This window comes from Mesorhizobium sp. B1-1-8 (genome assembly GCF_006442795.2).
Classification (GTDB): domain Bacteria; phylum Pseudomonadota; class Alphaproteobacteria; order Rhizobiales; family Rhizobiaceae; genus Mesorhizobium.
This window is the reverse complement of the sequence record NZ_CP083956.1, coordinates 4,936,520-4,960,828: the sequence shown is the minus strand read 5'-3', so window position 1 is coordinate 4,960,828 and position 24,309 is coordinate 4,936,520. Positions and strand designations below refer to the sequence as shown.

The window sequence follows — 24,309 nt, the reverse complement described above, 5'->3', positions numbered from 1 at the left end:
GATATGGCTGGCGAAGGCAATGAAGACGTCAAGGCGATGAGCTTCGAACAGGCGCTCGACGCGCTGGAGAAGATCGTCGATGATCTGGAGCGCGGCGACGTCCCGCTCGACCAGTCGATCAAGATCTACGAGCGCGGCGAGGCGCTGAAGGCCCATTGCGACCGTTTGCTGAAGGCGGCCGAGGACAAGGTCGAGAAGATCAGGCTGTCGCGCGACGGCAAGCCGGTTGGCACGGAGCCGCTCGACGCGGAATAGTTTGGAACGGGTGGGGCAGAGAAGCAGGAGTTCAAGCTATGTGCCGCAACATCAAGACCTTGGCCAATTTCGAACCGCCGGCGACCAATGACGAAGTGCATGACGCAGCACTTCAGTTCGTGCGCAAGCTGAGCGGTTCCACCAAACCATCCAAGCGCAACGAACATGCTTTCTATCACGCCGTGGAGGCGATCGCCGCCGCGGCGCGCGAGCTGCTCGATTCGCTGGAAACCACACAAGAGCCGCGCAACCGCGAGGAAATGGCGGCCAAGGCGAAAGCCAGATCCGCGCTGCGGTTCGCCTGAGGGGATCGAATGAGCTTCTTTCCGGGAAACGACCCTGAACCGGGCGATGGTTTCGCCTGCGACCAGATCGAGCTGATGGTCATCCCCAATGCCAAGGACATTGGCGGCTTTGAGGTCCGTCGCGCGCTGCCGACCGCCAAGCGCCGGCTGGTCGGACCGTTCATCTTCTTCGACCGCATGGGGCCCGCCATCCTGCGCGCCGGCCATGCCATCGACGTGCGCCCGCATCCGCATATCGGGCTTTCCACCGTCACCTATCTTTTCGACGGCAAGATCCGGCATCGCGACTCGCTCGGCACCGAAATGGTGATCGCGCCCGGCGACGTGAACCTGATGACCGCCGGCCGTGGCATCGTTCATTCCGAGCGCACGCCGGACGAATTGCGCGGCGCGCCGATGTCGATGTCCGGCCTGCAGACCTGGCTGGCATTGCCAGACGGCAAGGAGGAGATCGCTCCGGTCTTCGAGAATACATCGGTGATCCGCTTGCCCGAGATCGATGCCGAGGGTGTCGAGGGCCGGGTCGTCATCGGCGAATTCTCCGGCCTGCGCTCGCCGGTGGCGAGCGCCTCGGAGACGCTCTACGCCGACCTCAGGCTGGCTGCGGGCGCCAGCGTGAAAATCCCGGCCGATGCCGAGGAGCGCGCCATCTATACGCTGGAAGGCGAGGTTTCGATCGCCGGCGACCGTTTTCCGGCCGAGCGGCTTCTGGTGTTCAAGCCGGGCGACGAGATTGTCGTATCGTCCGAACAGGGCGCCCATTTCATGCTGTTCGGCGGCGCGTCGCTGGGTTCCAGGCGCTATATCTGGTGGAATTTCGTCTCATCCTCGAAAGAACGCATCCAACAGGCCAAGGAAGAATGGAAGACAGGCCGCTTCGATATCGTTCCTGGTGATGAGGAGGAGTTCATTCCGCTGCCCGAAAGATAGAGCAGGATGAGGCATCTTGCACCGGGCGCGTCACTGACGCGCATTTACATTCGGCCTGGAGCGGCATATTTCGCGCATGATCATGGCGCATGCCCAAGATGAAGGTTAGCGCAAGGTTAATTTTTCAGCAGGCCGCTTCAGAGTGAACGCAAAGCCCGACACGCCGCTCCTCGACAAGATCCGCATCCCCGCGGATCTGCGGGCGCTCGACGAAAGCGAGTTGCCGCAGCTCGCCACGGAACTGCGCGCCGAGTTGGTCGATGCCGTCTCGCACACCGGCGGCCACCTTGGCGCCGGCCTTGGCGTGGTCGAGCTCACTGTTGCGCTGCACTATGTCTTCAACACGCCGCAAGATCGGCTGATCTGGGATGTCGGCCACCAAGCCTATCCGCATAAAATCCTGACCGGCCGCCGCGACCGCATCCGCACGCTTCGCCAGGAAGGCGGCCTCTCCGGCTTCACCCGCCGCAGCGAAAGCGAATATGACCCGTTCGGCGCCGCGCATTCCTCGACCTCGATTTCCGCCGGCCTCGGCATGGCGATGGCCCGCGACCTCTCCGGCGGCCGCAACAATGTCATTGCCGTCATCGGCGACGGCGCCATGTCGGCCGGCATGGCCTATGAAGCGATGAACAATGCGGGCGCCCTCGACGCCCGCCTAATCGTCATCCTCAACGACAACGACATGTCGATCGCCCCGCCGACCGGCGCCATGAGCGCCTATCTGGCCAGGCTCGCCTCCGGCAAGACCTATCTCGGCCTGCGCGATTTCGGCAAGAAGCTGACATCCTATCTCGGCGAGCGCGCCGATCGCGCCATCACGCGCGCCGTCGAGCATGCGCGCGGCTATGTCACCGGCGGCACGCTGTTCGAGGAACTCGGCTTCTATCACATCGGCCCGATCGACGGCCACAATCTCGAGCACCTGATCCCGGTGCTGAGAAACGTCCGCGACAATTCCGATGGCCCGGTGCTGATCCATGTCGTCACACAGAAGGGCAAGGGCTACGCGCCGGCGGAAGCCGCCGCCGACAAATATCACGGCGTCAACAAGTTCGACGTCATCACCGGCGCCCAGGCCAAGGCGCCGGCCAACGCGCCGAGCTACACCAAGGTTTTTGCCGAAAGCCTGATCCAGGAAGCCCGCGAGGACGACCGCATCGTCGCCGTCACCGCAGCCATGCCGAGCGGCACCGGGCTCGACCTTTTCGGCGAGGTCTTCCCGGCCAGAACCTTCGACGTCGGCATTGCCGAGCAGCACGCGGTAACTTTCGCCGCAGGCCTCGCCACCGAAGGCTACAAACCCTTCGCCGCCATCTATTCGACCTTCCTGCAGCGCGCCTACGACCAGGTCGTCCATGACGTGGCGATCCAGAAGCTGCCGGTGCGCTTCCCGATCGACCGCGCCGGTTTCGTCGGCGCCGACGGCGCCACCCATTGCGGCGCCTTCGACACCACCTTCCTGACGACGCTGCCCGGTTTCGTCGTCATGGCCGCCGCCGACGAGGCTGAGCTTCGCCACATGGTGCGCACCGCCGCCTGTTATGACGAAGGGCCGATTGCCTTCCGCTATCCGCGCGGAAATGGCGTCGGCGTCGATATGCCGGCGCGCGGCTCGGTGCTGGAGATCGGCAAGGGCCGTGTTCTGAAGGAAGGCACCAAGGTTGCGCTGCTCTCCTTCGGCACGCGGCTGCAGGACTGCCTGTCGGCCGCCGAGGAACTCGGCGCGGCGGGTCTTTCCACCACCGTTGTCGATGCCCGCTTCGCCAAGCCGCTCGACGAGGATCTGATCCGGCGGCTCGCCCGCTCGCACGAGGTTCTGGTGACCGTGGAAGAGGGCGCGATCGGCGGCTTCGCCAGCCAGGTGCTGTATTTCCTCGCCAATGAAGGGTTGCTGGAAAGCGGCCTCAAGGTACGGCCGCTGGTGCTGCCGGACGAATTCACCGACCACGCCAGGCCCGAGAAGATGTATGCCGATGCCGGGCTCGACACCGCCGGCATCGTGCGCACGGTCTTCGTCGCGCTCGGCCATGGCATCCAGGCGCAGCGCGCCTGAATCATACTCTGAGCTAGCTCAATCAGTTTGCCGGCTTTGGAAGCATTCCAGCAAAGTGCGCGGCGGTTTTTGCGTCCGGAATTGCGTCAAGCAAGAACCCTAATCCTTTGTTAACGCTTCCGTTTGGTGGTTTGCTTACCTTTTCCTTTGGCCGTTTTTCAACGGCGCCCTGCTAAAGCATGTCTTCCGAAAGTGTGCAGCGGTTTCGGGACAAAGACATGCTTCAGAAACCGCCCAGGCAGGGAGATCAGGAACAATGAAGTCGTATCTGTGCGGCATGGCCCTTTTGGCGGCCATGGGCGCGCCGGCGGCAGCCGAAACGCGCTACGACCGCAACCTCGAAAAGGCGGTTTTGGACATCGTCGCCGGCAAGATGGGCAGCATACGCGGCGGCTTTTCCTACAAGCAGGTTCCGCGGTTTGTAATCGTGCCTGAAGCAACCCCGATCCTGCCGGTCGTCGTTGAACCGCCGCGCAGCCAGACCTCCGCCAATGACGGGCTGATGCCGGCCGTCGAGCGGCCGGCGCCGCGAACGGTCTTCTAAATCGCCAACTTGCTCTAAGTATTTGTTTTCACGCAATTCCGGACGGAAAACCGCTGCGCGTTGTTCCTGAAATTGCCTCTAAAACCACATATCGCGCACGCAGCGGCCGTCGCGCGGCAGGTCGTCGAACGTATCGAGACCATCGAAATGGTCGATCGGCAGGTCGGCGACGGCCTCCGGCGGAGCAAGCCTGACGTTGACGGCAATGCGCGTGCGGCCGCCGGCGCCGGCGCGCAACCCGCGCCAGGCGAGCACGCAGGCGCAGACCGGGCAAAACAGGATCTCAAGCTCCGGCGCTTGTGTTCCGTCGCGCGTATAGGAGTTCACCGGGCCCGCGATACGGATGCGCTCGTCGACATAGTCGTAAGCCCAGAGCGTGCCGTAGCGGCGGCAGAGCGTGCAATTGCAGGCGGTGATCGGCCCGGGATCGCCCTCCAGGGTCCAGCGGGTCGCACCGCAGTGGCAGGTTCCCTCAAGCATCCGTCCTCCCCGGCTGAATGAAACTGCACCTCACCTGTGGCATTGTGCCGAAAGCGCCGCGATATTCAACAGCCAACCAATATCCTTGCCTTCACCGCCGGCTTTCGCCAATGAAGACCGATGAATTCCCCTTTGTCATCGAGCACGCGCCGGCGGCTCGACGAACTGCTCGTCGAGCGCGGTCTGTTCGCCAGCCGCTCGCGCGCCCGCGACGCGATCGAGCGCGGCACGATCAGCGTCGACGGCGCCGTTGCCCGCAAGCCCGGTCAAACTGTCGCGCCGGATTGCCGCATCGCCATCGACGATCCGGCGCGCGCCTATGTGTCGCGCGCGGCGCTCAAGCTGATTGCCGGCCTCGACCATTTCGGCCTCGATCCCTCGGGCAGCGAAGCGCTTGACATCGGCGCCTCGACCGGCGGCTTCTCCCAAGCGCTGCTCGAACGTGGCGCGGCGCATGTCACCGCAATTGATGTCGGCCATGGCCAGATGCATGCGGACGTCGCCCTGGACCCGCGCGTGACGGTGATCGAGGGCCTCAACGCCCGCGATCTCACCACCGCTGACCTTGACGGCCGCGTTCCGGATTTTCTGGTCTGCGACGTCAGCTTCATTTCGCTGAAACTGGCGCTGCCGCCGGCGCTTACCCTGGCCGGGGAGGGCGCCAGGGCGCTGGTGCTGGTCAAGCCGCAATTCGAGGCTGGACGCGAAGCGATCGGCAAGGGTGGCCTGCTCAAGGACCCGAGCGAGGCAGAGCGTATCGCCATCGGTTTGCGGGACTGGCTGGCCGGCATTCCGGGCTGGCGCGTGCTGGGGCTGCATCCGTCGCCGATCGAAGGCGGCGACGGCAATCGCGAATTCCTGCTTGCCGCGGTCAAGGACGCGAAGCGATGAGCGCGCGCTTCTCCATCTCCAGGCTTGGCTCGCAAGGCGACGGCATTGCCGAGGCTGACGGCGGCGAGGTCTTCATCCCGTTCACGCTGCCGGGCGAGACGGTCACCGCCGCGCGGCAGAAGGACCGCGCCACACTGATGTCGGTGCTGGAAACCTCGCCGCTCCGCGTCGAGCCGCCCTGCCGCCATTTCACCGAATGCGGCGGCTGCGCGCTGCAGCATTTCGAGGCCGAAGCCTATCGGCAGTGGAAGCGCGAGCGGGTGGTGCAGGCGCTGAAGGCCAAGGGTATCGCCGGCGAGATTGACGCGCTGGTGCCTTGCGCGCCCCACAGCCGGCGCCGGGTCGTCTTCAGCGCCCGGCGGACCGAGGCCGGCATGCTGCTCGGCTTCGTGCGCGCGCTTTCTTCCGAGATCATCCCGATCGAGGAATGCCCGATCTCGCTGCCGGCGATCGTCGCCGCGCTCGATCGCTTGCGGAGGCTGGCCGATCTGGTTTGCGCGACGCCAAAAGCCTTCCACATGATGGTCACCGTCACGGCTTCCGGTCTCGATGTTGCCGTCCAGGATGCCGGCAAGCTTGGCGAGAACCAGCGCCGCATCGCCTCCAATTTCGTGATGGCCGAGGGCCTGGCCAGGCTTTCCGTCGACGGCGAGGTGATCGTCGAGCCGAAGAAGCCGATGGTGCAATTCGGATCGGTCGCCGTCGCCGTGCCGCCAGGCGCCTTCCTGCAGGCGACCGAAGCCGCCGAGCAGACGATGGCCAGCCTCGTCGGCCAGCATCTGAGCCGCGCCAAAAAAGTCGCGGACCTGTTCGCCGGTTGCGGCAGCTTCGCTTTGCGGCTGGCGGAGAAGTCGGAGGTCCACGCGGTCGAGGGCGATGCGGCAGCACTTGCCGCGCTCGACCATGCCTTCCGTTTCGCCAGCGGCTTGAAGCGGGTGACCAGCGAGCGTCGCGACCTGTTCCGGCGGCCGCTGACCTTCAAGGAACTGAACGCATTCGACGGTCTGGTCTTCGACCCGCCGCGCGCCGGCGCCGAGGACCAGTCGAAGCAGATCGCCCGCTCCGACGTGCCGCTGGTCGCTGCGGTCTCCTGCAATCCGGTGACGCTGGCGCGGGATCTGCGCATCCTGATCAACGGCGGCTATGTGTTGAAAAGCGTCACGCCGATCGACCAGTTCCTGTGGTCGCCGCATATCGAGGCCGTGGCGCTTTTGGAAAAGCCGAAGCGACGCCGGTAGTCCGCAACCGCCGGTTCGCAAGAAATTTTATGAAGTCTCTGTTCTTCCGACGAAATTGCGCCCTAAAGGCGCCTTTTTGCAGGGTCTTAATTTCGCGCTGTAGGGAAACATTCCTGCCTTTCCGGCGTTACTAATATAAACGGATGGCGGATAACGAACGGCGGATTGCAATGCGGACGCTTTTAAAATTCATCAGCCTCATTGTCGTTTTCATCGTGTTTAGCGCCGTGTCCGCGACGGGCGCGCTCGCGCAAGAGCAAAAACGCCTCGCCTTCGTCATCGGCAATGGCGCCTATCAGTCCGGCGAACTTGCGACGGCCGCCAACGATGCGGGCCTGATCGGACAGACCTTGCAGGCAGCCGGTTTCGATGTGGTCGGCGCGCGCGATGTTGACCAGGAATCGCTGCGCGGCGCCTTCCGCGATTTCCTCGCAAAGGTTTCGGCCGCCGGCCCCGATGCGGTCGTCTTCGTCTACCTGGCCGGACACGGCGCGCAGTTCGAAGGCGAGAACTATTTCCTGCCGGTCGATGCCAACATTGCCAATCCAGCCGACGTTCCGATCCAGGCCATTCGGGTCTCCGATCTTACCCGGCCGCTAGCCGCGCTGCCGACGAAGGTCAACATCGTCGTGCTCGACGCAGCGCGGCCGAATGCCTTCCCGCAGACGAAGCAGCCGCTGGCCGGCGGCCTCGCGCTGGTCGATCCCGATCCGAACATGCTGATTGCCTTCAATGCCGCTCCGGGAACCGTGGCGCCGGAGGGCAAGGGACCGTATGGCGCCTATGCCCAGGCGCTGGCCGAGATGATGCGCGAGGGCGGCCTGCCGCTCGAAGACGTGTTCGACCGCACGCGCCTGCGCGTCAACGAGGTGACGCAAGGGGCCGAGGTGCCGTGGAACGCTTCGAAGATCAGCGCGCCCTTCGTTTTCTTCGACCGCGCACCGGATGCACCGGCGCCGAAGGTTTCCGAGACCGAAGCCCAGGCCAATCGGACCAGGGAGATTCGCGACTTTGATGCCCATGACGCTTATGTCGCGGCCCTCGACCGTGACACGATGCGCGGCTACCAGGATTTCCTCGCCGCCTATCCGCACGATCCGATGGCCAAGCGGGTGCGCGCCATCATCGCGGCGCGACGCGAAGCGATCACCTGGCGCCAGACCTGGATGCGCGACACGCCCGAAGCCTACTGGTCCTATCTCGAACGCTATCCGCACGGACCGCATGCCTGGGACGCGCGCCGCCGGCTGGAGCATTTCGACGCCGAGCTCGAACCGCCGCCGAGCTTCACCGTTGTCGTCTATGACGTGCCGCCGCCACCGCCGGAGGAAATCGTCTATGTCGACCGTCCGGTGCTCTACTTCGACGATCCCGATTTCGATTTCGAACCGCCGCCGCCTGTCGCGGTGATCTTCCTGCCGCCGCCGCCGCCGGATTTCATCGTGCTGCCGCCGCCGCGGCCGCCGGTCGATATTTTCGTCCTGCCGGTGCCGGTCTTCGTGCCCGTGCCCGTGTGGGTCAGGCCGCCGCGTGACATCGTGCCGCCGCGGGACAACATCGTCTTCAACAACATCCACAACGCGACCGTCATCAACAACACGGTGATCAATAACGAGACCACAAATCAGGCCCGACAGCCCAACGGCACCGCCCAGGGCGGCCCCACCACCGGCCAGAAAATGACCGGAGCTGCCGTCGGTGCCGGCGCAGCGCTAGCAGCCAAGGTCGCGCTGCCGCCGGTGCTGGAGAAGAGAGCGGCCACGTCCGGTCAAGCTCGGTTCAATCAGAATCAGAGCGGCTTACCGCTGAAGCCGGGCCAGGGTGTGACGCAGGGCCAGCGGCCCGGTGCTGCTACTCCGCTGCCGAAGGACCTGTCCGCCCGCAAGCTTGGGACTGACCACGCCTTGCCGGGAGCCGATGGCAAAACGCTGCCGCTCGTCAACGGCAAACCGGTGCTTAATGGCCAAAATTTGCCCGGCAACAAGTCCAGGAAGCAGTTCGGCAAGCAAGGCACTGTGGGCGGCAACCAGGAGGCGACGGGAAATGCCGGTGCGGCCGTGACCGGAGAGCAGGGCACCGGTCAGCAGGGTAAGAAATTGCGCAAGCTGCCCACCGTCAACGGTATGCCGGCCGACAACGGCCAGGGCGCCCAGGAGAGGTTCGGGAAGAACAATCCGAATGTGCCGTCCGGTAAACCGAGGAAGCTGACACGCAGGGATTTGTCAGCCGGCCAGTCCATTGTCGAACCGGGTGATCAGGGTCCGGCCAACGGAAACGACAAGGGCAGGAAGTTCCGCAAGCTGCCGACCGTCAACGGTGAACCGGCCGACAACGGGCCGAGCATGCAGAAGCGGCTCAGGAGGAGCAATCCGGACGTGTTCTCCGACCAGACTCAGGGTCCGGCCAACGGAAGCGACAGGAGCAGGAAGTTCCGCAAGCTGCCGACCGTCAACGGTGAACCGGCCGATAACGGGCCGAGCATCCAGAAGCGGTTCAGGAGGAACAATCCGGCCGTGTCCCCTGACGAGAATCAGGGCTCGGTCAGCGGGAACGACAGGAGCAGGAAGTTCCGCAGGTTGCAGAACGAAGAAGGTTCCGCCGGCCCGGAGGTCAACGTCCAGCGGAACTTCAAGGTCAACAGGCCGAACGAGAATCCGCAGCGCCAGCTCAAGCTGCAGGAACAGCCCAACGCTCAGGTGTTCTCCAAGTCGCAGCGGCCGGAGTTCCGTGCGCAGCCCAGGGTTCAGGCCCAGCCGCAGGAGCGGCGCCTGCCACAGCAGCCCAAGGAGCAGCCGCCGCAAGGAAACAAGAAGCCGGTCTGCGGGCAGCCGGGCGAGCCGCCGTGCAAGCAGTAGGCTGGCGCGGCCGGCCCGCACCCTTCCCGTTCATGGGCCGAATTTTCCGACCCATGAACCTGCAAGGCAGGGGGATCTGCGTTCTGTAGAGCTTATCAGCCTGTCAAAAGCGGAACGCCTCGGTTCCGGAAGGCCGCTCGGTCTGTGAGGCTGCTGGCGGCATCCGTCAGGTTTTCGGCGTGCCGCCGCGCTGGTTGATCGAAATCCAGATGTTCGGGTTCTGCTGCGACTGCCGTTTCAGGAAATAGTAGCCGGTCGCGTTCCAGGGCCTGATTTCATCGACCAGATTGTCGAGGACGAGATCGCCCTTATCGGTCTTCACCGTCAGGATGGTGTGGCCTTCATTGTTGAGGTCGCGCACCACCGTCATCAGGAGCGCCTGGCGGGGAAATCCCGCTTCCATAAGAAGCTTGCGCTTGTAGAGCGCGTAGATCTTGCAATCGCCCTTGCCGTCCACCGGATAGTCCCAGTGGTCCATCGTCGTGCCCCAATGCTCGTAATTGCTGACGGGCTTGATGGCACGGTTCGCCTTTTGATTTATCCGGTTGAGAGTGTGCAGGTTCTGCGCGGTCAGCTTGAGGTTCGCGGCCGGCAGGGCGGGCACCTTGCACTCTTTCGGCCGGCGGTGGCAGAAATCCAGCCAGCCATAGGGAATGCTGGTGCGTCCTCCAACGGCGGCGGCGTGTAATGCATCGGTTGAAGGTTGTGTCGACGGCCGCTTGAACAATGTCGACTGAGCTGCCGCCGGGCGGGCAGGCAGCGTCGTCGCGCCGATCAAAGAAACAAGGCCAAGCAGGAAAGAAGAGGTCAGGACGCCAGGGGAACGCAACACTGCCAACACCATCGCAACGAGAAGTCTGGCGTCAGGCTAATGCGGGAATGGCAGTCCCGGCAATTAAACAATTAATAATGTCCTAACACGATCGTGTTGGGTCGCCGACGAGGATCGCTATGCTGTAGGTTAGCACCAATCGCGAGCATGGCGCCGCTGCGCTTCGGCCAAGACGCCCGAATCCATATCCGGCAGTGTTTTTGGTTTGCCATCGCATCGCAAGACGCCAAACACGTCCTGCGGCCGCGTCGGGGCAAAGGCCGGCATCGTCTTCAAAGGCACGTCTTCCGGCGTATTTTCGGATTTGGACATAATGGGAATACGGTCGCTGAAACGTTGTTTGCCGAACGATGCTCTACCAGAACGTCCTCAGGGTCTCAAACCCTGGTGCCGCCCACCGTCATCTGGTTCATCCTCAGATGCGGCTGGCCGACGCCGACGGGCACGCCCTGTCCGGCCTTGCCGCACATGCCGATGCCGTTATCGAGCTTCATGTCGTTGCCGATCATCGACACGCGATGCATGGCGTCCGGCCCGTTGCCGATCAGCATCGCGCCCTTGATCGGCTGTGTCACCTTGCCGTTCTCGATCATATAGGCCTCGGTGCAGCCAAACACGAATTTTCCCGAGGTGATGTCGACCTGGCCGCCGCCGAAGGAGACGGCATAAATGCCGTTCTTGACCGAAGCGATGATCTCGTCGGGCTGCATGTCGCCGGAGGTCATGTAGGTGTTGGTCATGCGCGGCATCGGCTGGTGCGCATAGCCTTCGCGTCGGCCGTTGCCGGTCGCTTTCATGCCCATCAGGCGGGCGTTCTGGCGGTCCTGCATGTAGCCGACCAGCTTGCCGTCCTCGATCAAGACGTTCCGCGCCGAAGGCGTGCCTTCATCGTCGACGGTGAGCGAGCCGCGCCGTTCGGCGATCGTACCGTCATCGACCACTGTGACGCCCTTGGCCGCGACCTGCTGGCCCATCAGGCCGGCGAAGGCGGAGGTCTTCTTGCGATTGAAGTCGCCCTCCAGCCCGTGGCCGACGGCCTCATGCAGCATGACGCCCGGCCAGCCGCTGGAAAGCACGATGTCGAATGTGCCGGCGGGCGCCGGAACGGCCTCGAGATTGACCAGCGCCTGCCTTAGCGCCTCGCTGGCAGCATGCTTCCAGCTCTCCTCGGTCACGAATTCGCCAAAGCTCTTGCGGCCGCCCATGCCGTAGGAGCCGCTTTCCTGGCGGTCGCCATCGCCGACCACGACCGAGACGTTGATCCTGACCAGCGGACGAATGTCGCGCACCATCTGGCCGTCGGCGCGCACGATCTCGACATGCTGCCAGGAGGCGGCGAGCGAAGCCGTCACCTGGCGCACGCGCGGGTCCCTGGCGCGCAGCCAGGCGTCGATCTCCTGCAGCAGCCTGGCCTTGGCCTCGAAGCTCGGCGAGGGGATCGGGTTCTCGTCGCCATAGAGATGCCGGTTGGTGCGGGCGGGTGCTGCGGCAAGCGTGCCGGAATAGCCGCCCTTGACGGCCGACACGGCATCGGCCGCGCGCCGCAGCGAGGCTTCCGAAAGGTCGCTGGAATGGGCATAGCCGCTAGCCTCACCGGCCACCGCGCGTAACCCGAAACCCTGGTCGGTGTTGAAATTGGCGGTCTTCAGCCGGCCATTGTCGAACATCAGCGCTTCGCTCTCGCTGTATTCGAGGAACAGCTCGCCGTCGTCAGCGCCTTTGATGGTGTAGGCGACGATCTCTTTGACGCGATCGTCGGAAATGTCGAATTGGCCGATCAGGCTGTTCATCGCAAAGTGTCCATTGGCAGATTTCGCCGATCTCTCCGATGTAGGGGTTGTGGCAGGCCAACACAATCGGCGGCGACGAGAACGCGACTACCGTTGTTGCCGCGTGCGGGCGACAGCAATTCTGCCGACAGGATATTCAAGTCAGGGAAGGGCGGCGAAGCCTTCGGCAAAGCCCTTGAGATCGACGGGAATGCCGATGCCTTCCTCCGGCGTCTGGAAGACGATGAAAGTGGCCGAGGTGCCGCTCTTCAGCGTGTCGAGCAGCGGCTTTTCCAGGATCACCTCGGCATAGCAGCCGTCCTGGAAGCAGCGCACGAAATAGGCGCGGCCGATGTCCTTGCCGTCGACATTGAGGCCGAGGCCGTTGGGCAAGAGCACGCCGAGCGGCGCCAGCACGCGCAGGATCTCGGCTTTGTTGTCGGCGGTGCGCAGCACCACCACCGAAAGCCCCATCTCCGGACGGTCCTCGGCGACGACGTTCTGCATCATCACGCATTGCTCGGAGGTCGCTCCGGCCGGCGTGTCGCAAATGATCGACCATGCCCCATGCGTCGACTTGACCGTGCCGCTGGGCGGCGAGGCATTGGTCGGCGCGGCGACGGCGCCGCCGCTGAGACCGGCGCCAAGCAAGGCGGCAAGGACGAGCTGTGCCAAGCTTCTCGGAAGCCCCAATCTCGAAAGCCAGGAATACATGACGGCTCCATTGCGAATCACGGCACTTTAAGCTGCGCCAAGGCCAAGTAAAGGACGACACCGCCGCCGGTCCGCCCCGGCACCAGCAACGACGCGCTTTTCCATAGCAATTTCGCCCGAATTGCGACCGCCCGCTCTATCGCGGGACGATAGCCGAAGACGTCGTCAGAGCTGCGCGCAAAAATGCCGCACGGTCCCGTCCGCTCCTTTCTTGCGGAGGGAAGTAGAGTATGGTTTGAACCAGCCTAGGGACGGACCCGGGATTCCCGATCCCGGCATCGTCCGTTATCGGTGCGACGCGATCGCAGGAAGTGGGAGACGAGAGGGCGATGAGAAAATTCCTGGCCAGCGCCAAGTTTCTAGCAAATGCTGGGGCCGCCGCGACGTTTTTCGCAGTCGCATCCGCCGCCCATGCCGACCAGCCGCGGAACTGGGAGACGACCTTCCAGGCGCCGGCGACCGACATGATGCGGCAGATCGAGTGGTTCGGGAACTACACGATGTGGTTTGTCGCCCCGATCACCGTCCTTGTGCTGGTCCTGCTTGGCATTTGCATCCTGAGGTTCCGCGCCAGCGTGAACCCGGTAGCGTCCAGGACCAGCCACAACACGCTGATCGAGGTGATCTGGACCGTCGGGCCGGTCGTTGTGCTGCTGCTCATCGCCATTCCCTCGTTCCAGTTGCTCACCGCGCAATACACGCCGCCGGAAGACGCCAAATTGACGGTCAAGGCAACCGGCAATCAGTGGAACTGGGACTACGAATACCAGGTCGACAAGACGCTCTCGTTCAACTCGGCGATCCTGCAGGACCGTGACCGCGCCGGCGCCGGCAAGCAAGACCGCGCTCTCTATCCTCGCCTTCTGGCCGTCGACAACGAGCTGGTGGTGCCGGTCAACACCATGACCCGCGTGCTGGTCACCGCCACCGACGTCATCCATTCCTTCGCCATGCCGTCCTTCGGCATCAAGGTGGACGCGGTCCCCGGCCGCACTAACGAGACCTGGTTCAAAGCGGAAAAGGAAGGCCTCTTCTACGGCCAGTGCTCGCAGCTCTGCGGCAAGGACCACGCCTTCATGCCGATCGCGATCCGCGTCGTCTCCGACGCGCAGTTCAAGACCTGGCTGGAGGCCGCCAAAACCAACCTGCCCGGCGCCAACAAGGCGCTGATGGCCGAGGTCGACGGCACCAACAAGGTAGCGGCCGCAGGCAATTGATGCCGCGGCCAAGCAGGATTTAGGAACGGAGCGGAACATGGCAGAGGCTGCAGCTCACGACGACCACGACCATAAGCCCTATCATGGCTGGGTCCGGTGGGTGTACTCCACCAACCACAAGGATATCGGCACGCTCTACCTGATCTTCGCGATCTGCGCCGGCATCATCGGCGGCGCGCTCTCGGTCGTCATCCGCATGGAACTGCAGGAGCCGGGCATCCAGATCTTCACCGGTCTGGCGCAGATGGTCTACGGCATGAACGGCGACGCCGCCATCGATGGCGGCAAGAGCATGTACAATGCCTTTGGCACCGCGCACGCGCTGATCATGATCTTCTTCATGGTCATGCCGGCGCTGATCGGCGGCTTCGCCAACTGGATGGTGCCGATCATGATCGGCGCCCCGGACATGGCGTTCCCGCGCATGAACAACATCTCCTTCTGGCTGCTGCCGCCGGCCTTCATCCTGCTGCTTACCTCGATGTTCATGCCGAGCGCGCCGGGCGCCTACGGCGTCGGCGGCGGCTGGACGATCTATCCGCCGCTCTCGACATCCGGCCAGCCAGGCCCGGCCATGGACCTGGCGATCCTGTCGATCCACATCGCCGGCGCTTCGTCGATCCTCGGCGCGATCAACTTCATCACCACCATCTTCAACATGCGCGCGCCCGGCATGACGATGCACAAGATGCCGCTGTTTGCCTGGTCGGTGCTGATCACCGCCTTCCTGCTGCTTCTATCGCTGCCGGTGCTGGCCGGCGCCATCACCATGCTGCTCACCGACCGCAATTTCGGCACCTCTTTCTTCGTGCCCGACAATGGCGGCGACCCGCTGCTATTCCAGCACCTGTTCTGGTTCTTCGGTCATCCGGAGGTCTACATCCTGATCCTGCCGGGCTTCGGCATCATCAGCCACGTCGTCTCGACCTTCTCGAAGAAGCCGGTGTTCGGCTATCTCGGCATGGCCTACGCCATGGTCGCGATCGGCGCCGTCGGCTTCATCGTCTGGGCGCACCACATGTACACGACCGGCCTGTCGCTCGACACTCAGCGCTATTTCGTCTTCGCTACCATGGTCATCGCGGTGCCGACCGGCGTGAAGATCTTTTCCTGGATCGCCACCATGTGGGGCGGCTCGATCAGCTTCAAGCCGCCGATGCTGTGGGCGCTGGGCTTCATCTTCCTGTTCACGATCGGTGGCGTCACCGGCGTCCAGCTCGCCAATGCCGGCCTCGACCGCTCGCTGCACGACACCTATTTCGTCATCGCCCATTTCCATTATGTGCTGTCGCTGGGCGCCGTGTTCGCCATCTTCGCCGGCTGGTACTACTGGTTCCCGAAGATGACCGGCTACATGTATTCGCCGGTCATCGCCAACACCCACTTCTGGGTCACCTTCGTCGGCGTCAACCTGATCTTTTTCCCGCAGCATTTCCTCGGCCTTGCCGGCATGCCGCGCCGCACCATCGACTATCCCGATGCGTTCGCCGGCTGGAACATGGTCTCGTCGTACGGCTCCTACATCTCGGCCGTCGGCGTGGCGATCTTCCTCTACGGCGTGTTCGAGGCCTTCCAGAAGAAGCGGGTGGCCGGCGCCAATCCGTGGGGCGAAGGCGCCACCACGCTCGAATGGCAGCTGCCTTCGCCGCCGCCGTTCCATCAATGGGAACAGCTGCCCAGGATCAAGTAGGCGGCTGCCTGAACTACAAGACTGCCGGCCGGCCCGGCGGTCTTGGCCAACGGAATGATGGACTTTAAGTACGCATGGCCCTTGCCGACGACAGATTGATGGACGAAGCGGGCTTTCGCATGTCGGAAGCGACCGCGGGCGATTTCTTCGCCCTGCTGAAGCCGCGCGTCATGTCGCTGGTCGTGTTCACCGCTTTCGTCGGCCTGGTCGCAGCACCAGTCTCCATCAATCCGCTGCTGGCGGTGATCGCCATCCTGGCGATTGCCATCGGCGCCGGCGCCTCGGGCGCGCTCAACATGTGGTACGACGCCGACATCGATGCGGTGATGACCAGGACCGCCGGCCGTCCCGTGCCGGCCGGCCGCGTCACGCCCGGCGAGGCGCTGAGCTTCGGCCTGGTGCTGTCGGTGCTGTCGGTGATGACGCTCGGCGTCCTGATCAACTGGCTGTCGGCAGCACTTCTCGCCTTCACCATCTTCTTCTACGCCGTCATCTACACGATGTGGCTGAAGCGCTGGACACCGCAGAACATCGTCATTGGCGGCGCCGCGGGCGCCATCCCGCCGGTGATCGGCTGGGCGGCGGTGACCGGGACGGTGAGCCTCGAAAGCCTGATCCTGTTCCTCATCATCTTCCTCTGGACGCCGCCGCATTTTTGGGCCCTTGCCCTGTTCAAGTCGGACGATTACGCCCGCGCCGGCGTCCCGATGATGCCGAATGTCGCCGGCCCTGCTTCGACCCGCCGCCAGATTTTCGCCTACGCGCTGATCCTGGCGCCGGTCGGCGTGCTGCCCTGGGCGCTCGGCTACACCACGGCCGGGTATGGCACGATTGCCGCTTTGCTCGGCGCTGGCTTCGTCTGGTATGCCTGGAAGGTGCTCGGCATGGCCGGCGATGACCGCGCCATGAAGCCTGCCAAGGCGCTGTTCGGCTATTCGCTGCTCTATCTCTTCGCCATTTTCGCCGCCTACCTCGTCGACAGCGTGGTCGGCCGCGCCTTCATGACGGGGGGAGCATGAGCGTGGCCGACAAGAAGCTTGAACTGGTCACCTTGACCGAACGCCAGCAGAAGGCGCGGCGCAGCCGCTCCATCGCCATCGGCGTTGCGCTGGCGGCGCTCGTCGCCATCTTCTACATCGCCACGATGGTGAGGTTCGGCCATCATCCCTCGGGCCTGATGTGAGGCCGGCGATGAGCGGCGACGCCAAGCCCGGCAGGAACAGCAGCAACTGCGTCGTCGCGGCCGTCTGCCTTGCCTTTTTCACCGGCATGATCGGCATGGCCTATGCGGCGGTGCCGCTCTACAGGATGTTTTGCCAGGCCACCGGCTATGGCGGCACCACACAGCGTGTCGAGAAGCAATATGCCGGCCGCGTGCTCGACCGCGACATCACCATCCGCTTCGATGCCAACACCAACGGCATTCCCTGGCAGTTCGAGCCGGTCGCCCGTTCGGTGACCGTCAAGATCGGCGCGACGGCGCAGGCGCATTACAGCGCGACCAACAAATTCGACCGTTCCATCACCGGCCGCGCCACCTTCAACGTGCAGCCGGAAATGGCCGGCGCCTATTTCAACAAGGTGGAATGCTTCTGCTTCACCGACACGACGCTGAAGCCCGGCGAGACGCTGGATATGCCGGTCGTGTTCTATGTCGATCCAGACATCGTCAACGTGCCGGAACTGAAGGACCTGAAGACCATCACCTTGTCCTACACGATGTTCCCGGTCGAAAAGAAACAGCCGGTCGCGTCGTCCGCACCGGCCGCCGGCACCAGCAAAAAAATTCCAGATACCGAAGCAAGCCTCGGGGGTTGATATGGCAGACGCGCACGCAAAACCGAACCACGACTACCATCTCGTCGATCCCAGCCCGTGGCCCTTCCTGGGCGCCATCGGCGCGCTTGTCATGGCGATCGGCGGGGTCTGCCTGATGCAGTATCTCAAGGCCGGCAACTTCCCGGTCTTCGGCCACAACATCGCCAATCCGTGGCTGTTCTTCATCGGCCTGCTCATCGTCGTCTACACGATGTTCGCCTGGTGGTCGGATACCATCAAGGAGGCGCACGAGGGTTATCATACGCGCGTCGTATCGCTGCACCTGCGCTACGGCATGATCATGTTCATCGCCTCGGAGGTGATGTTCTTCGTCGCCTGGTTCTGGGCCTTCTTCGATGCCAGCCTGTTTCCCGGCGAGGCAGACCAGTATGCCCGCGCCGCCTTCACCGGCGGCGTCTGGCCGCCGAAGGGGCTGGAGGTGCTCGATCCCTTCCACCTGCCGCTCTACAACACCATCATCCTTTTGTTGTCGGGCACGACGGTAACCTGGGCGCACCACTCGCTCATCCACGGCGACCGCAAGGGCCTGATCAACGGCCTGGTGCTGACCGTCGGTCTCGGCATGCTGTTCACCATGGTGCAGGCCTACGAGTACATGCACGCGCCGTTTGGCTTCAAGGACTCCATCTACGGCGCCACCTTCTTCATGGCGACCGGTTTCCACGGCTTCCATGTAATCATCGGCACCATCTTCCTTCTGGTCTGCCTGGTGCGCGCGATGCGCGGCGAGTTCACGCCGAAGCAGCATTTCGGCTTCGAGGCCGCCGCCTGGTACTGGCACTTCGTCGACGTGGTCTGGCTGTTCCTGTTCAGCGCGATCTATGTCTGGGCTTCGAACGGCGCGATGATCGAACCCCATTGATCAAGGCAAGTCCAGGAAAGGCGCGCAGCGGTTTTCCGTCCGGAATTGCTTCAAGCAAATAAGGTTCACAGATTGCCAGGGCGGCTGCGGCGACGTGGCCGCCTTATCTTTTGCGCGGAATGCTTCTAGGATACCTGACATGAGCGAAGACAAGGCGATCTGGCCACCCATCGACCCGATCTCGGCCGGCCTGCACGGCCGCTGCCCGCGCTGCGGCGAAGGCAAGCTGTTCTCCGGCTTTCTCGGCGTCGGCAAGCGCTGCTATAATTGCGGCCTCGACTATTCCTTCGCCGATGCCGGCGACGGTCCGGCGGTGTTCGTCATCCTGATCATCGGCTTCATCGTCGTCGGCCTGGCGCTCTGGATGGAAGTAACGCTCAACCCGCCGCTCTGGCTGCATTTCATATTGTGGATACCGCTGGCGCTGGTGCTGAGTCTGACGGCGCTGCGCCTGATCAAGGGCGTGCTGATCACCTTGCAATACGCGAGGAAGGCCGCCGAGGGCAGGCTGGATTTCGGTCAGTGAGCGAGACGACCGGTTTGACCGCCGGCCGGTCGCGGCCGCGCCCTGCATTGCTGCTTGGCCTCGGCCTCGTCCTGTTCGCCATTCTTGTCGGTCTCGGCACCTGGCAGGTCCAGCGTCTGCACTGGAAGGAAGGCCTGATCGAGACCATCGACAGGCGCACCCATGCCGCGCCGCTGCCGCTGGCCGACGCGGAGAAGGAATTCGCCGCCTCGGGCGACATCGACTACACGCCGGTGACGGTGACCGGCACCTTCCTGCATCAGGGCGAGCGGCATTTCTACGCCACCTGGGAAGGCGACGCCGGCTTCAACGTCTACACGCCCTTGCAGCTCGACGACGGCCGCTTCGTGCTGGTCAATCGCGGCTTCGTTCCCTACGACCTCAAGGATCCGGCCAGGCGCCGGCAGGGCGAGGTTGCGGGCAAGGTGACGGTGACCGGGCTTGCCCGCAATCCGCTGCCGGGAAAGCCGTCGATGATGCTTCCCGACAACGACGTCGCCAAGAACATCTTCTATTGGAAGGATCGCGACGCGATGGCCAAAAGCGCCGGCCTGCCGGCCGGCGCCATGCTGGTGCCGTTCTTCATTGATGCCGACAACACGCCGAACCCCGGCGGCCTGCCGGTCGGCGGCGTCACCATCATCGATTTGCCGAACAATCATCTGCAATATGCCGTCACCTGGTACGGTCTGGCCGCCGCCCTTGCCGCCATCCTGATCCTCAGGCTGCGCCGCCCGGCGAAGAAAGGGTGATGGCCGCCGCTCTTGACAGGGCAGGGGTACGCGCATCATTTCGCCTTGAGCAATTCCAGGAAAAGTGTGAGCGGTTTTCCGTCCGGAATTGCGTCAAAACGAACAGATAGTTTCCGACTGAACCGGCCAACAATCATGATTGAGACAAAGCCACCGCTGACGATCAGGCTCTGCCAGCCGCGCGGCTTCTGCGCCGGCGTCGACCGCGCCATCCAGATCGTCGTGCTGGCGCTGAAGAAATACGGCGCGCCGGTCTATGTTCGCCACGAGATCGTTCATAACCGCTATGTCGTCGAGGGGCTGCAGGCCCTGGGCGCGGTGTTCATCGAGGAACTGTCCGAGATACCGGTTGAGCATCGGAAGTCGCCGGTCGTCTTTTCAGCGCACGGCGTGCCGAAATCGGTGCCGGCGGACGCCCAGGCACGCAATCTTTTCTACCTCGACGCCACCTGTCCACTGGTATCGAAGGTGCACAAGCAGGCGATGCGCCATCAGCGGCTCGGCCGCCATGTGCTGCTGATCGGCCACGCCGGCCATCCCGAAGTGATCGGCACGATGGGCCAATTGCCGGAAGGCGCGGTGACCCTGATCGAGACCGAGGCGGACGCCGCGCGCTTCGTCCCCGCCGATCCGGCGGCCCTTGGTTTCGTCACCCAGACGACGCTGTCGGTCGAGGACACCGCCGGCATCATCCGGGCGCTGCAGGAGCGTTTTCCGGAACTCCATGCTCCGGCCGCCGAATCGATCTGCTATGCCACCACCAACCGCCAGGAGGCGGTGAAGGAGACGGCCGCCGGCGCCGACCTCTTCCTGATCGTCGGCGCGCCCAATTCCTCCAATTCGCGCCGCCTTGTCGAAGTGGCGGAGCGCGCCGGCGCTGCGATGTCGCTTCTCGTGCAGCGCGCCGCCGAAATTCCGTGGAATGACATCGCCGACATTTCGACATTGGGCCTGTCGGCCGGCGCGTCCGCGCCGGAAATCATCGTCGACGAAATCGTCGACGCCTTCCGGCAGCGCTTCGACGTCACCATCGATCTGGCCGTCACGGCGACGGAAACGGAGGACTTTCCGGTGATGCGGGTATTGCGCGATGTCGAACTGACGGCGGCCGACATGGCCTTCGTCAACGGAGCCGCGTGAAGCCAGATGGCCGTCTACACCGACGTCAACGAAAACGAGCTCGGCGCGTTCCTGAAGGCCTATCCGGTCGGCGAGCTCTTGTCCTACAAGGGCATCGCCGAAGGCACCGAGAATTCCAACTTCCTGGTCCATGCCTCCAGCGGCTCCTATATCCTGACGCTCTACGAGAAGCGCGTCGACAAGGCGGACTTGCCGTTCTTCCTCGGCCTGATGGGTCATCTCGCCAGAAAGGGCATTTCCTGCCCGCTTCCGGTCACCGCGCATGACGGCACCGTCATCGGCACACTCGCCGGCCGGCCTGCGGTTATCATCACCTTTCTCGAGGGCCTGTCGCTCAGGCGCCCGACGGCGGCGCATTGCGGCGAGGTCGGCAAGGCGCTGGCCGAACTCCATCTGGCCGGCCAGGACTTCCCGATGAAGAGAGAAAATTCACTTGGCATCGATGGCTGGCGCAAACTGTGGGACGCATCGCGCGGCCGCGCCGACGAGGTCGAGCCGGGGTTGGCGGCCGAAGTCGATGCTGACTTCCTCGATTTCGAGCGTGATTGGCCGACAGGCCTGCCGCAAGGCATCATCCATGCCGATCTCTTCCCGGACAATGTCTTCTTCCTTGGCGAGAAGCTGTCGGGCCTGATCGACTTCTATTTCGCCTGCGACGACCTCTATGCCTATGATGTCGCCACCTGCCTCAATGCCTGGTGCTTCGAGAAGGATTTTTCCTTCAACCTCACCAAGGGCACGGCGCTGCTTGCCGGCTACCAGTCCGTGCGGCCGCTCGAAGGCGACGAGAAGGCGGCGCTGCCGATGCTGGCGCGCGGCTCGGCGCTGCGCTTCATGCTGACCAGGCTCTATGACTGGCTGACCATTCCCGACGGCGGCCTGGTCATGAAACGCGATCCGACCGAATATATCCGCAGGATGCGCTTCCACCGGGCGATCAAATCTGCTTCGGAATATGGACTGACATGAACGGGAATATGCGCTGACATGAACAAGAGCGTCGAAATTTTCACCGATGGCGCCTGCTCGGGCAATCCCGGCCCAGGCGGCTGGGGCGCCGTGCTGCGCTACAACGGCGCCACCAGGGAATTATCGGGCGGCGAGGCCGAGACCACCAACAACCGCATGGAATTGCTCGCCGCCATCACCGCGCTCGATGCGTTGAAGGAACCCTGCACGGTCGACCTTTACACCGACAGCAAATACGTCATGGACGGCATTTCCAAATGGATCCATGGCTGGAAGAAGAACGGCTGGAAGACCGCCGACAGGAAGCCGGTCAAGAACGGCGAACTGTGGCAGGCGCTGGACGAGGCCACCAGGCGCCACAAGATCATCTGGCACTGGGTGAAGGGCCATGCCGGCCATCCCGAGAATGAGCGCGCCGACGAGCTGGCAAGGCAAGGCATGGCACCGTTCAAGCCGGTACGATCCGTGCCGGTCACGACGGCGCCCAAGGAAGGCCGCGCGTCGGCGCGCAAACCGGCGCCCAGGCGTTCGACGCAGAGCTACTGACGGATCACCAGCGCCGTCGAGAATAGGCCGAGCGCGAACACCGTGTGCGAGATGAGGTTGAGCGCGCGGACCAGCATCGGGTTGGGCAGTTTGGATGCCGCCCAGCCGGCGCCCAGGCCCGGCGCCAGCAGGAACCAGCCGGCGCCGACGGTGACGATGCCGAGGATGAAGGCCGGCAGGAAGGTCGGCGCGGCGAGCCAGCCCGCTCCCGCGAGCATGACCAGGATCACGCCGTAGACGATACCGACCAGATAGTGAAAGGCCCAGCCCAGCGCCTTCTCATGCGCATAGGGTGCTGCCTTGCCGATGTCATCGTGGAAGATCTTCTCCGGCAGGTGCCGGACCCAGCGCCCGACCAGCCCCCAATTCGACCGAGGCAGGCCGAATGCCTTGTTGAGAAAAATCGCCCAGACATCCATGAACACCGTGGCGCCGATGCCGATCGCCACCGCACGCCAGACGATGTCGAGCATCAGAGCTGCTCGAGGATCTTGGCCGCGCCGCTCTCGTCGACACCAGGCTTGGTTTCGACATTGAGCGCCACGACCTTGCCGTCGTCGACTATCATAGAAAAGCGCTTCGAGCGCAGTCCCATGCCGCTTGCCGAAAGGTCGTTGTCGAGCCCGACCGATTTGGCGAAGTCGCCGCTGCCGTCGGCCAGATAGAGGATCTTGCCCTCGCCGCCGGTGAAGCGCGCCCAGGCGCCCATCACGTGGACATCGTTGACCGAGACGACGGCGATGGTGTCGACGCCGCGCGCCAGGATGGCGTCATGGTTCTCAAGATAGCCCGGCAGGTGGTTGTTGCTGCAGGTCGGCGTGAAGGCGCCGGGAACGCCGAACAGAACGACCTTCTTGCCGGCGAAGATTTCGGCCGAGGTGATCGGCTTTGCGCCGTCGGCGGTCATCACCTTGAAGGTCGCGTCGGGTAGTTTTTCGCCAACCGAAATGGTCATGGGGTCCTCGCTGGGGAATGGGGAAGGATTGAAGCCTGCGATAGCGGACCGGACGATTTCCCGCAACCTTTGACCAACCCTGGATCAAGGGAAAGGCAGCAGTCCGTCGACCGAACCCTCGGCGCTGGTCAGCGTATAGTAGAGCCCGCCATCCGTGGGCGTGGCCGACGGCCGGTCGAGGATCGGCACCGTGAATACTATCTTGCCATCCCGCTCGGTGCGCACCGGCGCGCCGAACATATAGTCGCGCTCGCCGGCCACGAAGAAATCAACGCTATTCGGATCGCCTGGCGAGTACGCCTCCACGACAAGCGTCTCGTGGTCGCCCGGCAGCACATGGATGCCGAAATCGGACCGCGCCGGCGCCGGCAGGGTTGCGAGCGCCGTCTTGACCAATGCGGTGTCCGTGGCGTTGTCCGGATCGGCAGCAGGATCGACGCTCAGCCGCGTCTGCACCGGGATGCAGATCGTCTCGCATATGCCGAGGAAGATGTCGGCATCGATGGTGGCCGGCTGGCCGGGCGCCGATAGCGTGAAGGTCACCGGCAGCGACACCGGACGGTCATAGCCGGCCCATTTGCCGTAGCCGTCATCGTGGCGCCGCGGCGGCGGAAACGACAGCCGGGCATCGGCGATGTTGGTGCTGGCCGAGATGTCGAGCTGTGGCGGCACGCCGGCATCGCCGGGGTCGCGCCAATAGGTCTTCCAGCCGGGCTTCAGCGCGATGTCGAGCACCCCGTGGATTTGACCTTGCTCGTCCGGCTTGCCGCTGGTCACCAGCCGAACCTTGCCGCCTTCGCTGTTATACCAATTCGAGGACGAGGCCTCGGCCGGCATGCCGGCTCCCAACCCGAGGAGTGCGCCTAGCGCCAGTATGTTCAAGCTTCGCATGGCGGTGATTTGATCGTCCGTTCTTGGCCGCGCAATGATTTCATGATCAGGCC

General features: G+C 63.8%; 26 protein-coding genes. 19 read left to right on the top strand and 7 right to left on the bottom strand.

Going from position 1 to position 24,309, the window contains the following annotated elements:
* The first annotated feature begins 3 nt into the window (after window positions 1-3).
* From FJ974_RS24420 to FJ974_RS24400, 5 genes are all read left to right on the top strand, one after another.
* Window positions 4-255, top strand: a complete 252-nt coding sequence (locus tag FJ974_RS24420) for an exodeoxyribonuclease VII small subunit (RefSeq protein WP_140532427.1) — start codon at window positions 4-6, stop codon at window positions 253-255.
* Window positions 256-293: 38 nt separating this feature from the next.
* Window positions 294-560 (top strand): DUF2277 domain-containing protein, encoded by a 267-nt coding sequence (locus FJ974_RS24415; RefSeq protein WP_140532429.1) that lies wholly within the window; start codon window positions 294-296, stop codon window positions 558-560.
* Window positions 561-569: 9 nt separating this feature from the next.
* Window positions 570-1,490, top strand: a complete 921-nt coding sequence (locus FJ974_RS24410; protein ID WP_140532431.1) for a pirin family protein — start codon at window positions 570-572, stop codon at window positions 1,488-1,490.
* 142 nt (window positions 1,491-1,632) lie between these two features.
* On the top strand, window positions 1,633-3,546 hold the full coding sequence (gene dxs / locus FJ974_RS24405) for a 1-deoxy-D-xylulose-5-phosphate synthase (protein ID WP_140532434.1): 1,914 nt from the start codon (window positions 1,633-1,635) through the stop codon (window positions 3,544-3,546).
* Between the two features lie 256 nt (window positions 3,547-3,802).
* Complete coding sequence (locus tag FJ974_RS24400; RefSeq protein ID WP_140532436.1) at window positions 3,803-4,090, top strand: hypothetical protein; 288 nt, start codon at window positions 3,803-3,805, stop codon at window positions 4,088-4,090.
* 78 nt (window positions 4,091-4,168) lie between these two features.
* Here FJ974_RS24400 and FJ974_RS24395 read toward each other — a convergent pair whose 3' ends face one another.
* Window positions 4,169-4,570 (bottom strand): GFA family protein, encoded by a 402-nt coding sequence (locus FJ974_RS24395; RefSeq protein ID WP_140532438.1) that lies wholly within the window; start codon window positions 4,568-4,570, stop codon window positions 4,169-4,171.
* A gap of 120 nt (window positions 4,571-4,690) precedes the next feature.
* Here FJ974_RS24395 and FJ974_RS24390 point away from each other — a divergent pair, with 120 nt between their 5' ends.
* The 3 genes from FJ974_RS24390 to FJ974_RS24380 all read left to right on the top strand — a co-directional run bounded on the left by FJ974_RS24390 (window position 4,691) and on the right by FJ974_RS24380 (window position 9,554).
* Entirely contained in the window at window positions 4,691-5,461 is a 771-nt protein-coding gene (locus tag FJ974_RS24390; RefSeq protein ID WP_140532440.1) for a TlyA family RNA methyltransferase, read from the top strand.
* Entirely contained in the window at window positions 5,458-6,699 is a 1,242-nt protein-coding gene (locus FJ974_RS24385; RefSeq protein ID WP_140532442.1) for a class I SAM-dependent RNA methyltransferase, read from the top strand. Before FJ974_RS24390 ends, FJ974_RS24385 begins: the two co-directional genes overlap by 4 nt.
* 170 nt (window positions 6,700-6,869) lie before the next feature.
* Complete coding sequence (locus tag FJ974_RS24380) at window positions 6,870-9,554, top strand: caspase family protein (protein ID WP_140532444.1); 2,685 nt, start codon at window positions 6,870-6,872, stop codon at window positions 9,552-9,554.
* Window positions 9,555-9,720: 166 nt separating this feature from the next.
* Here FJ974_RS24380 and FJ974_RS24375 read toward each other — a convergent pair whose 3' ends face one another.
* The 3 genes from FJ974_RS24375 to FJ974_RS24365 all read right to left on the bottom strand — a co-directional run bounded on the left by FJ974_RS24375 (window position 9,721) and on the right by FJ974_RS24365 (window position 12,869).
* On the bottom strand, window positions 9,721-10,386 hold the full coding sequence (locus FJ974_RS24375) for a transglutaminase-like cysteine peptidase (protein WP_413468321.1): 666 nt from the start codon (window positions 10,384-10,386) through the stop codon (window positions 9,721-9,723).
* Between the two features lie 377 nt (window positions 10,387-10,763).
* The gene (gene tldD, locus FJ974_RS24370; RefSeq protein WP_140532446.1) at window positions 10,764-12,176 is read right to left on the bottom strand and encodes a metalloprotease TldD; all 1,413 of its coding nucleotides are present in this window, start codon (window positions 12,174-12,176) and stop codon (window positions 10,764-10,766) included.
* Between the two features lie 141 nt (window positions 12,177-12,317).
* Window positions 12,318-12,869 (bottom strand): invasion associated locus B family protein, encoded by a 552-nt coding sequence (locus FJ974_RS24365; protein WP_140532448.1) that lies wholly within the window; start codon window positions 12,867-12,869, stop codon window positions 12,318-12,320.
* Between the two features lie 329 nt (window positions 12,870-13,198).
* Between FJ974_RS24365 and coxB the strand changes: the two genes are divergently transcribed.
* From coxB to rnhA, 11 genes are all read left to right on the top strand, one after another.
* Window positions 13,199-14,086 (top strand): cytochrome c oxidase subunit II, encoded by an 888-nt coding sequence (coxB, locus tag FJ974_RS24360; RefSeq protein ID WP_140532450.1) that lies wholly within the window; start codon window positions 13,199-13,201, stop codon window positions 14,084-14,086.
* Between the two features lie 37 nt (window positions 14,087-14,123).
* Entirely contained in the window at window positions 14,124-15,776 is a 1,653-nt protein-coding gene (ctaD, locus tag FJ974_RS24355) for a cytochrome c oxidase subunit I (RefSeq protein WP_140532452.1), read from the top strand.
* A gap of 74 nt (window positions 15,777-15,850) precedes the next feature.
* Window positions 15,851-16,795: a heme o synthase gene (locus FJ974_RS24350; RefSeq protein ID WP_140532453.1), complete on the top strand. Its 945-nt coding sequence runs from the start codon at window positions 15,851-15,853 to the stop codon at window positions 16,793-16,795.
* 2 nt (window positions 16,796-16,797) lie between these two features.
* The gene (locus FJ974_RS24345) at window positions 16,798-16,959 is read left to right on the top strand and encodes a hypothetical protein (RefSeq protein WP_140532455.1); all 162 of its coding nucleotides are present in this window, start codon (window positions 16,798-16,800) and stop codon (window positions 16,957-16,959) included.
* 8 nt (window positions 16,960-16,967) lie between these two features.
* Window positions 16,968-17,594: a cytochrome c oxidase assembly protein gene (locus FJ974_RS24340; protein WP_140532457.1), complete on the top strand. Its 627-nt coding sequence runs from the start codon at window positions 16,968-16,970 to the stop codon at window positions 17,592-17,594.
* Between the two features lies 1 nt (window position 17,595).
* A complete protein-coding gene (locus FJ974_RS24335) occupies window positions 17,596-18,477 on the top strand; it encodes a cytochrome c oxidase subunit 3 (protein WP_140532459.1) in 882 nt (293 codons plus the stop codon).
* Between the two features lie 139 nt (window positions 18,478-18,616).
* Window positions 18,617-19,003 (top strand): DUF983 domain-containing protein, encoded by a 387-nt coding sequence (locus tag FJ974_RS24330; RefSeq protein WP_140532461.1) that lies wholly within the window; start codon window positions 18,617-18,619, stop codon window positions 19,001-19,003.
* A 14-nt stretch (window positions 19,004-19,017) separates the two neighbouring features.
* Window positions 19,018-19,755: an SURF1 family protein gene (locus FJ974_RS24325; RefSeq protein ID WP_413468365.1), complete on the top strand. Its 738-nt coding sequence runs from the start codon at window positions 19,018-19,020 to the stop codon at window positions 19,753-19,755.
* A gap of 135 nt (window positions 19,756-19,890) precedes the next feature.
* Window positions 19,891-20,895, top strand: coding sequence for a 4-hydroxy-3-methylbut-2-enyl diphosphate reductase (gene ispH / locus FJ974_RS24320; RefSeq protein WP_140532464.1), 1,005 nt, complete (start codon window positions 19,891-19,893; stop codon window positions 20,893-20,895).
* A gap of 6 nt (window positions 20,896-20,901) precedes the next feature.
* Window positions 20,902-21,864: a homoserine kinase gene (locus tag FJ974_RS24315; RefSeq protein ID WP_140532466.1), complete on the top strand. Its 963-nt coding sequence runs from the start codon at window positions 20,902-20,904 to the stop codon at window positions 21,862-21,864.
* Window positions 21,865-21,882: 18 nt separating this feature from the next.
* Window positions 21,883-22,410 (top strand): ribonuclease HI, encoded by a 528-nt coding sequence (gene rnhA, locus FJ974_RS24310; RefSeq protein ID WP_140532468.1) that lies wholly within the window; start codon window positions 21,883-21,885, stop codon window positions 22,408-22,410.
* Here rnhA and FJ974_RS24305 read toward each other — a convergent pair.
* From FJ974_RS24305 to FJ974_RS24295, 3 genes are all read right to left on the bottom strand, one after another.
* A complete protein-coding gene (locus FJ974_RS24305) occupies window positions 22,404-22,883 on the bottom strand; it encodes a DUF2938 domain-containing protein (protein ID WP_140532470.1) in 480 nt (159 codons plus the stop codon). The genes rnhA and FJ974_RS24305 overlap by 7 nt on opposite strands.
* Window positions 22,883-23,365, bottom strand: coding sequence for a peroxiredoxin (locus FJ974_RS24300; protein ID WP_140532472.1), 483 nt, complete (start codon window positions 23,363-23,365; stop codon window positions 22,883-22,885). Before FJ974_RS24300 ends, FJ974_RS24305 begins: the two co-directional genes overlap by 1 nt.
* 84 nt (window positions 23,366-23,449) lie before the next feature.
* A complete protein-coding gene (locus FJ974_RS24295; RefSeq protein WP_140532474.1) occupies window positions 23,450-24,256 on the bottom strand; it encodes a protein-disulfide reductase DsbD domain-containing protein in 807 nt (268 codons plus the stop codon).
* Window positions 24,257-24,309: the final 53 nt, after the last annotated feature.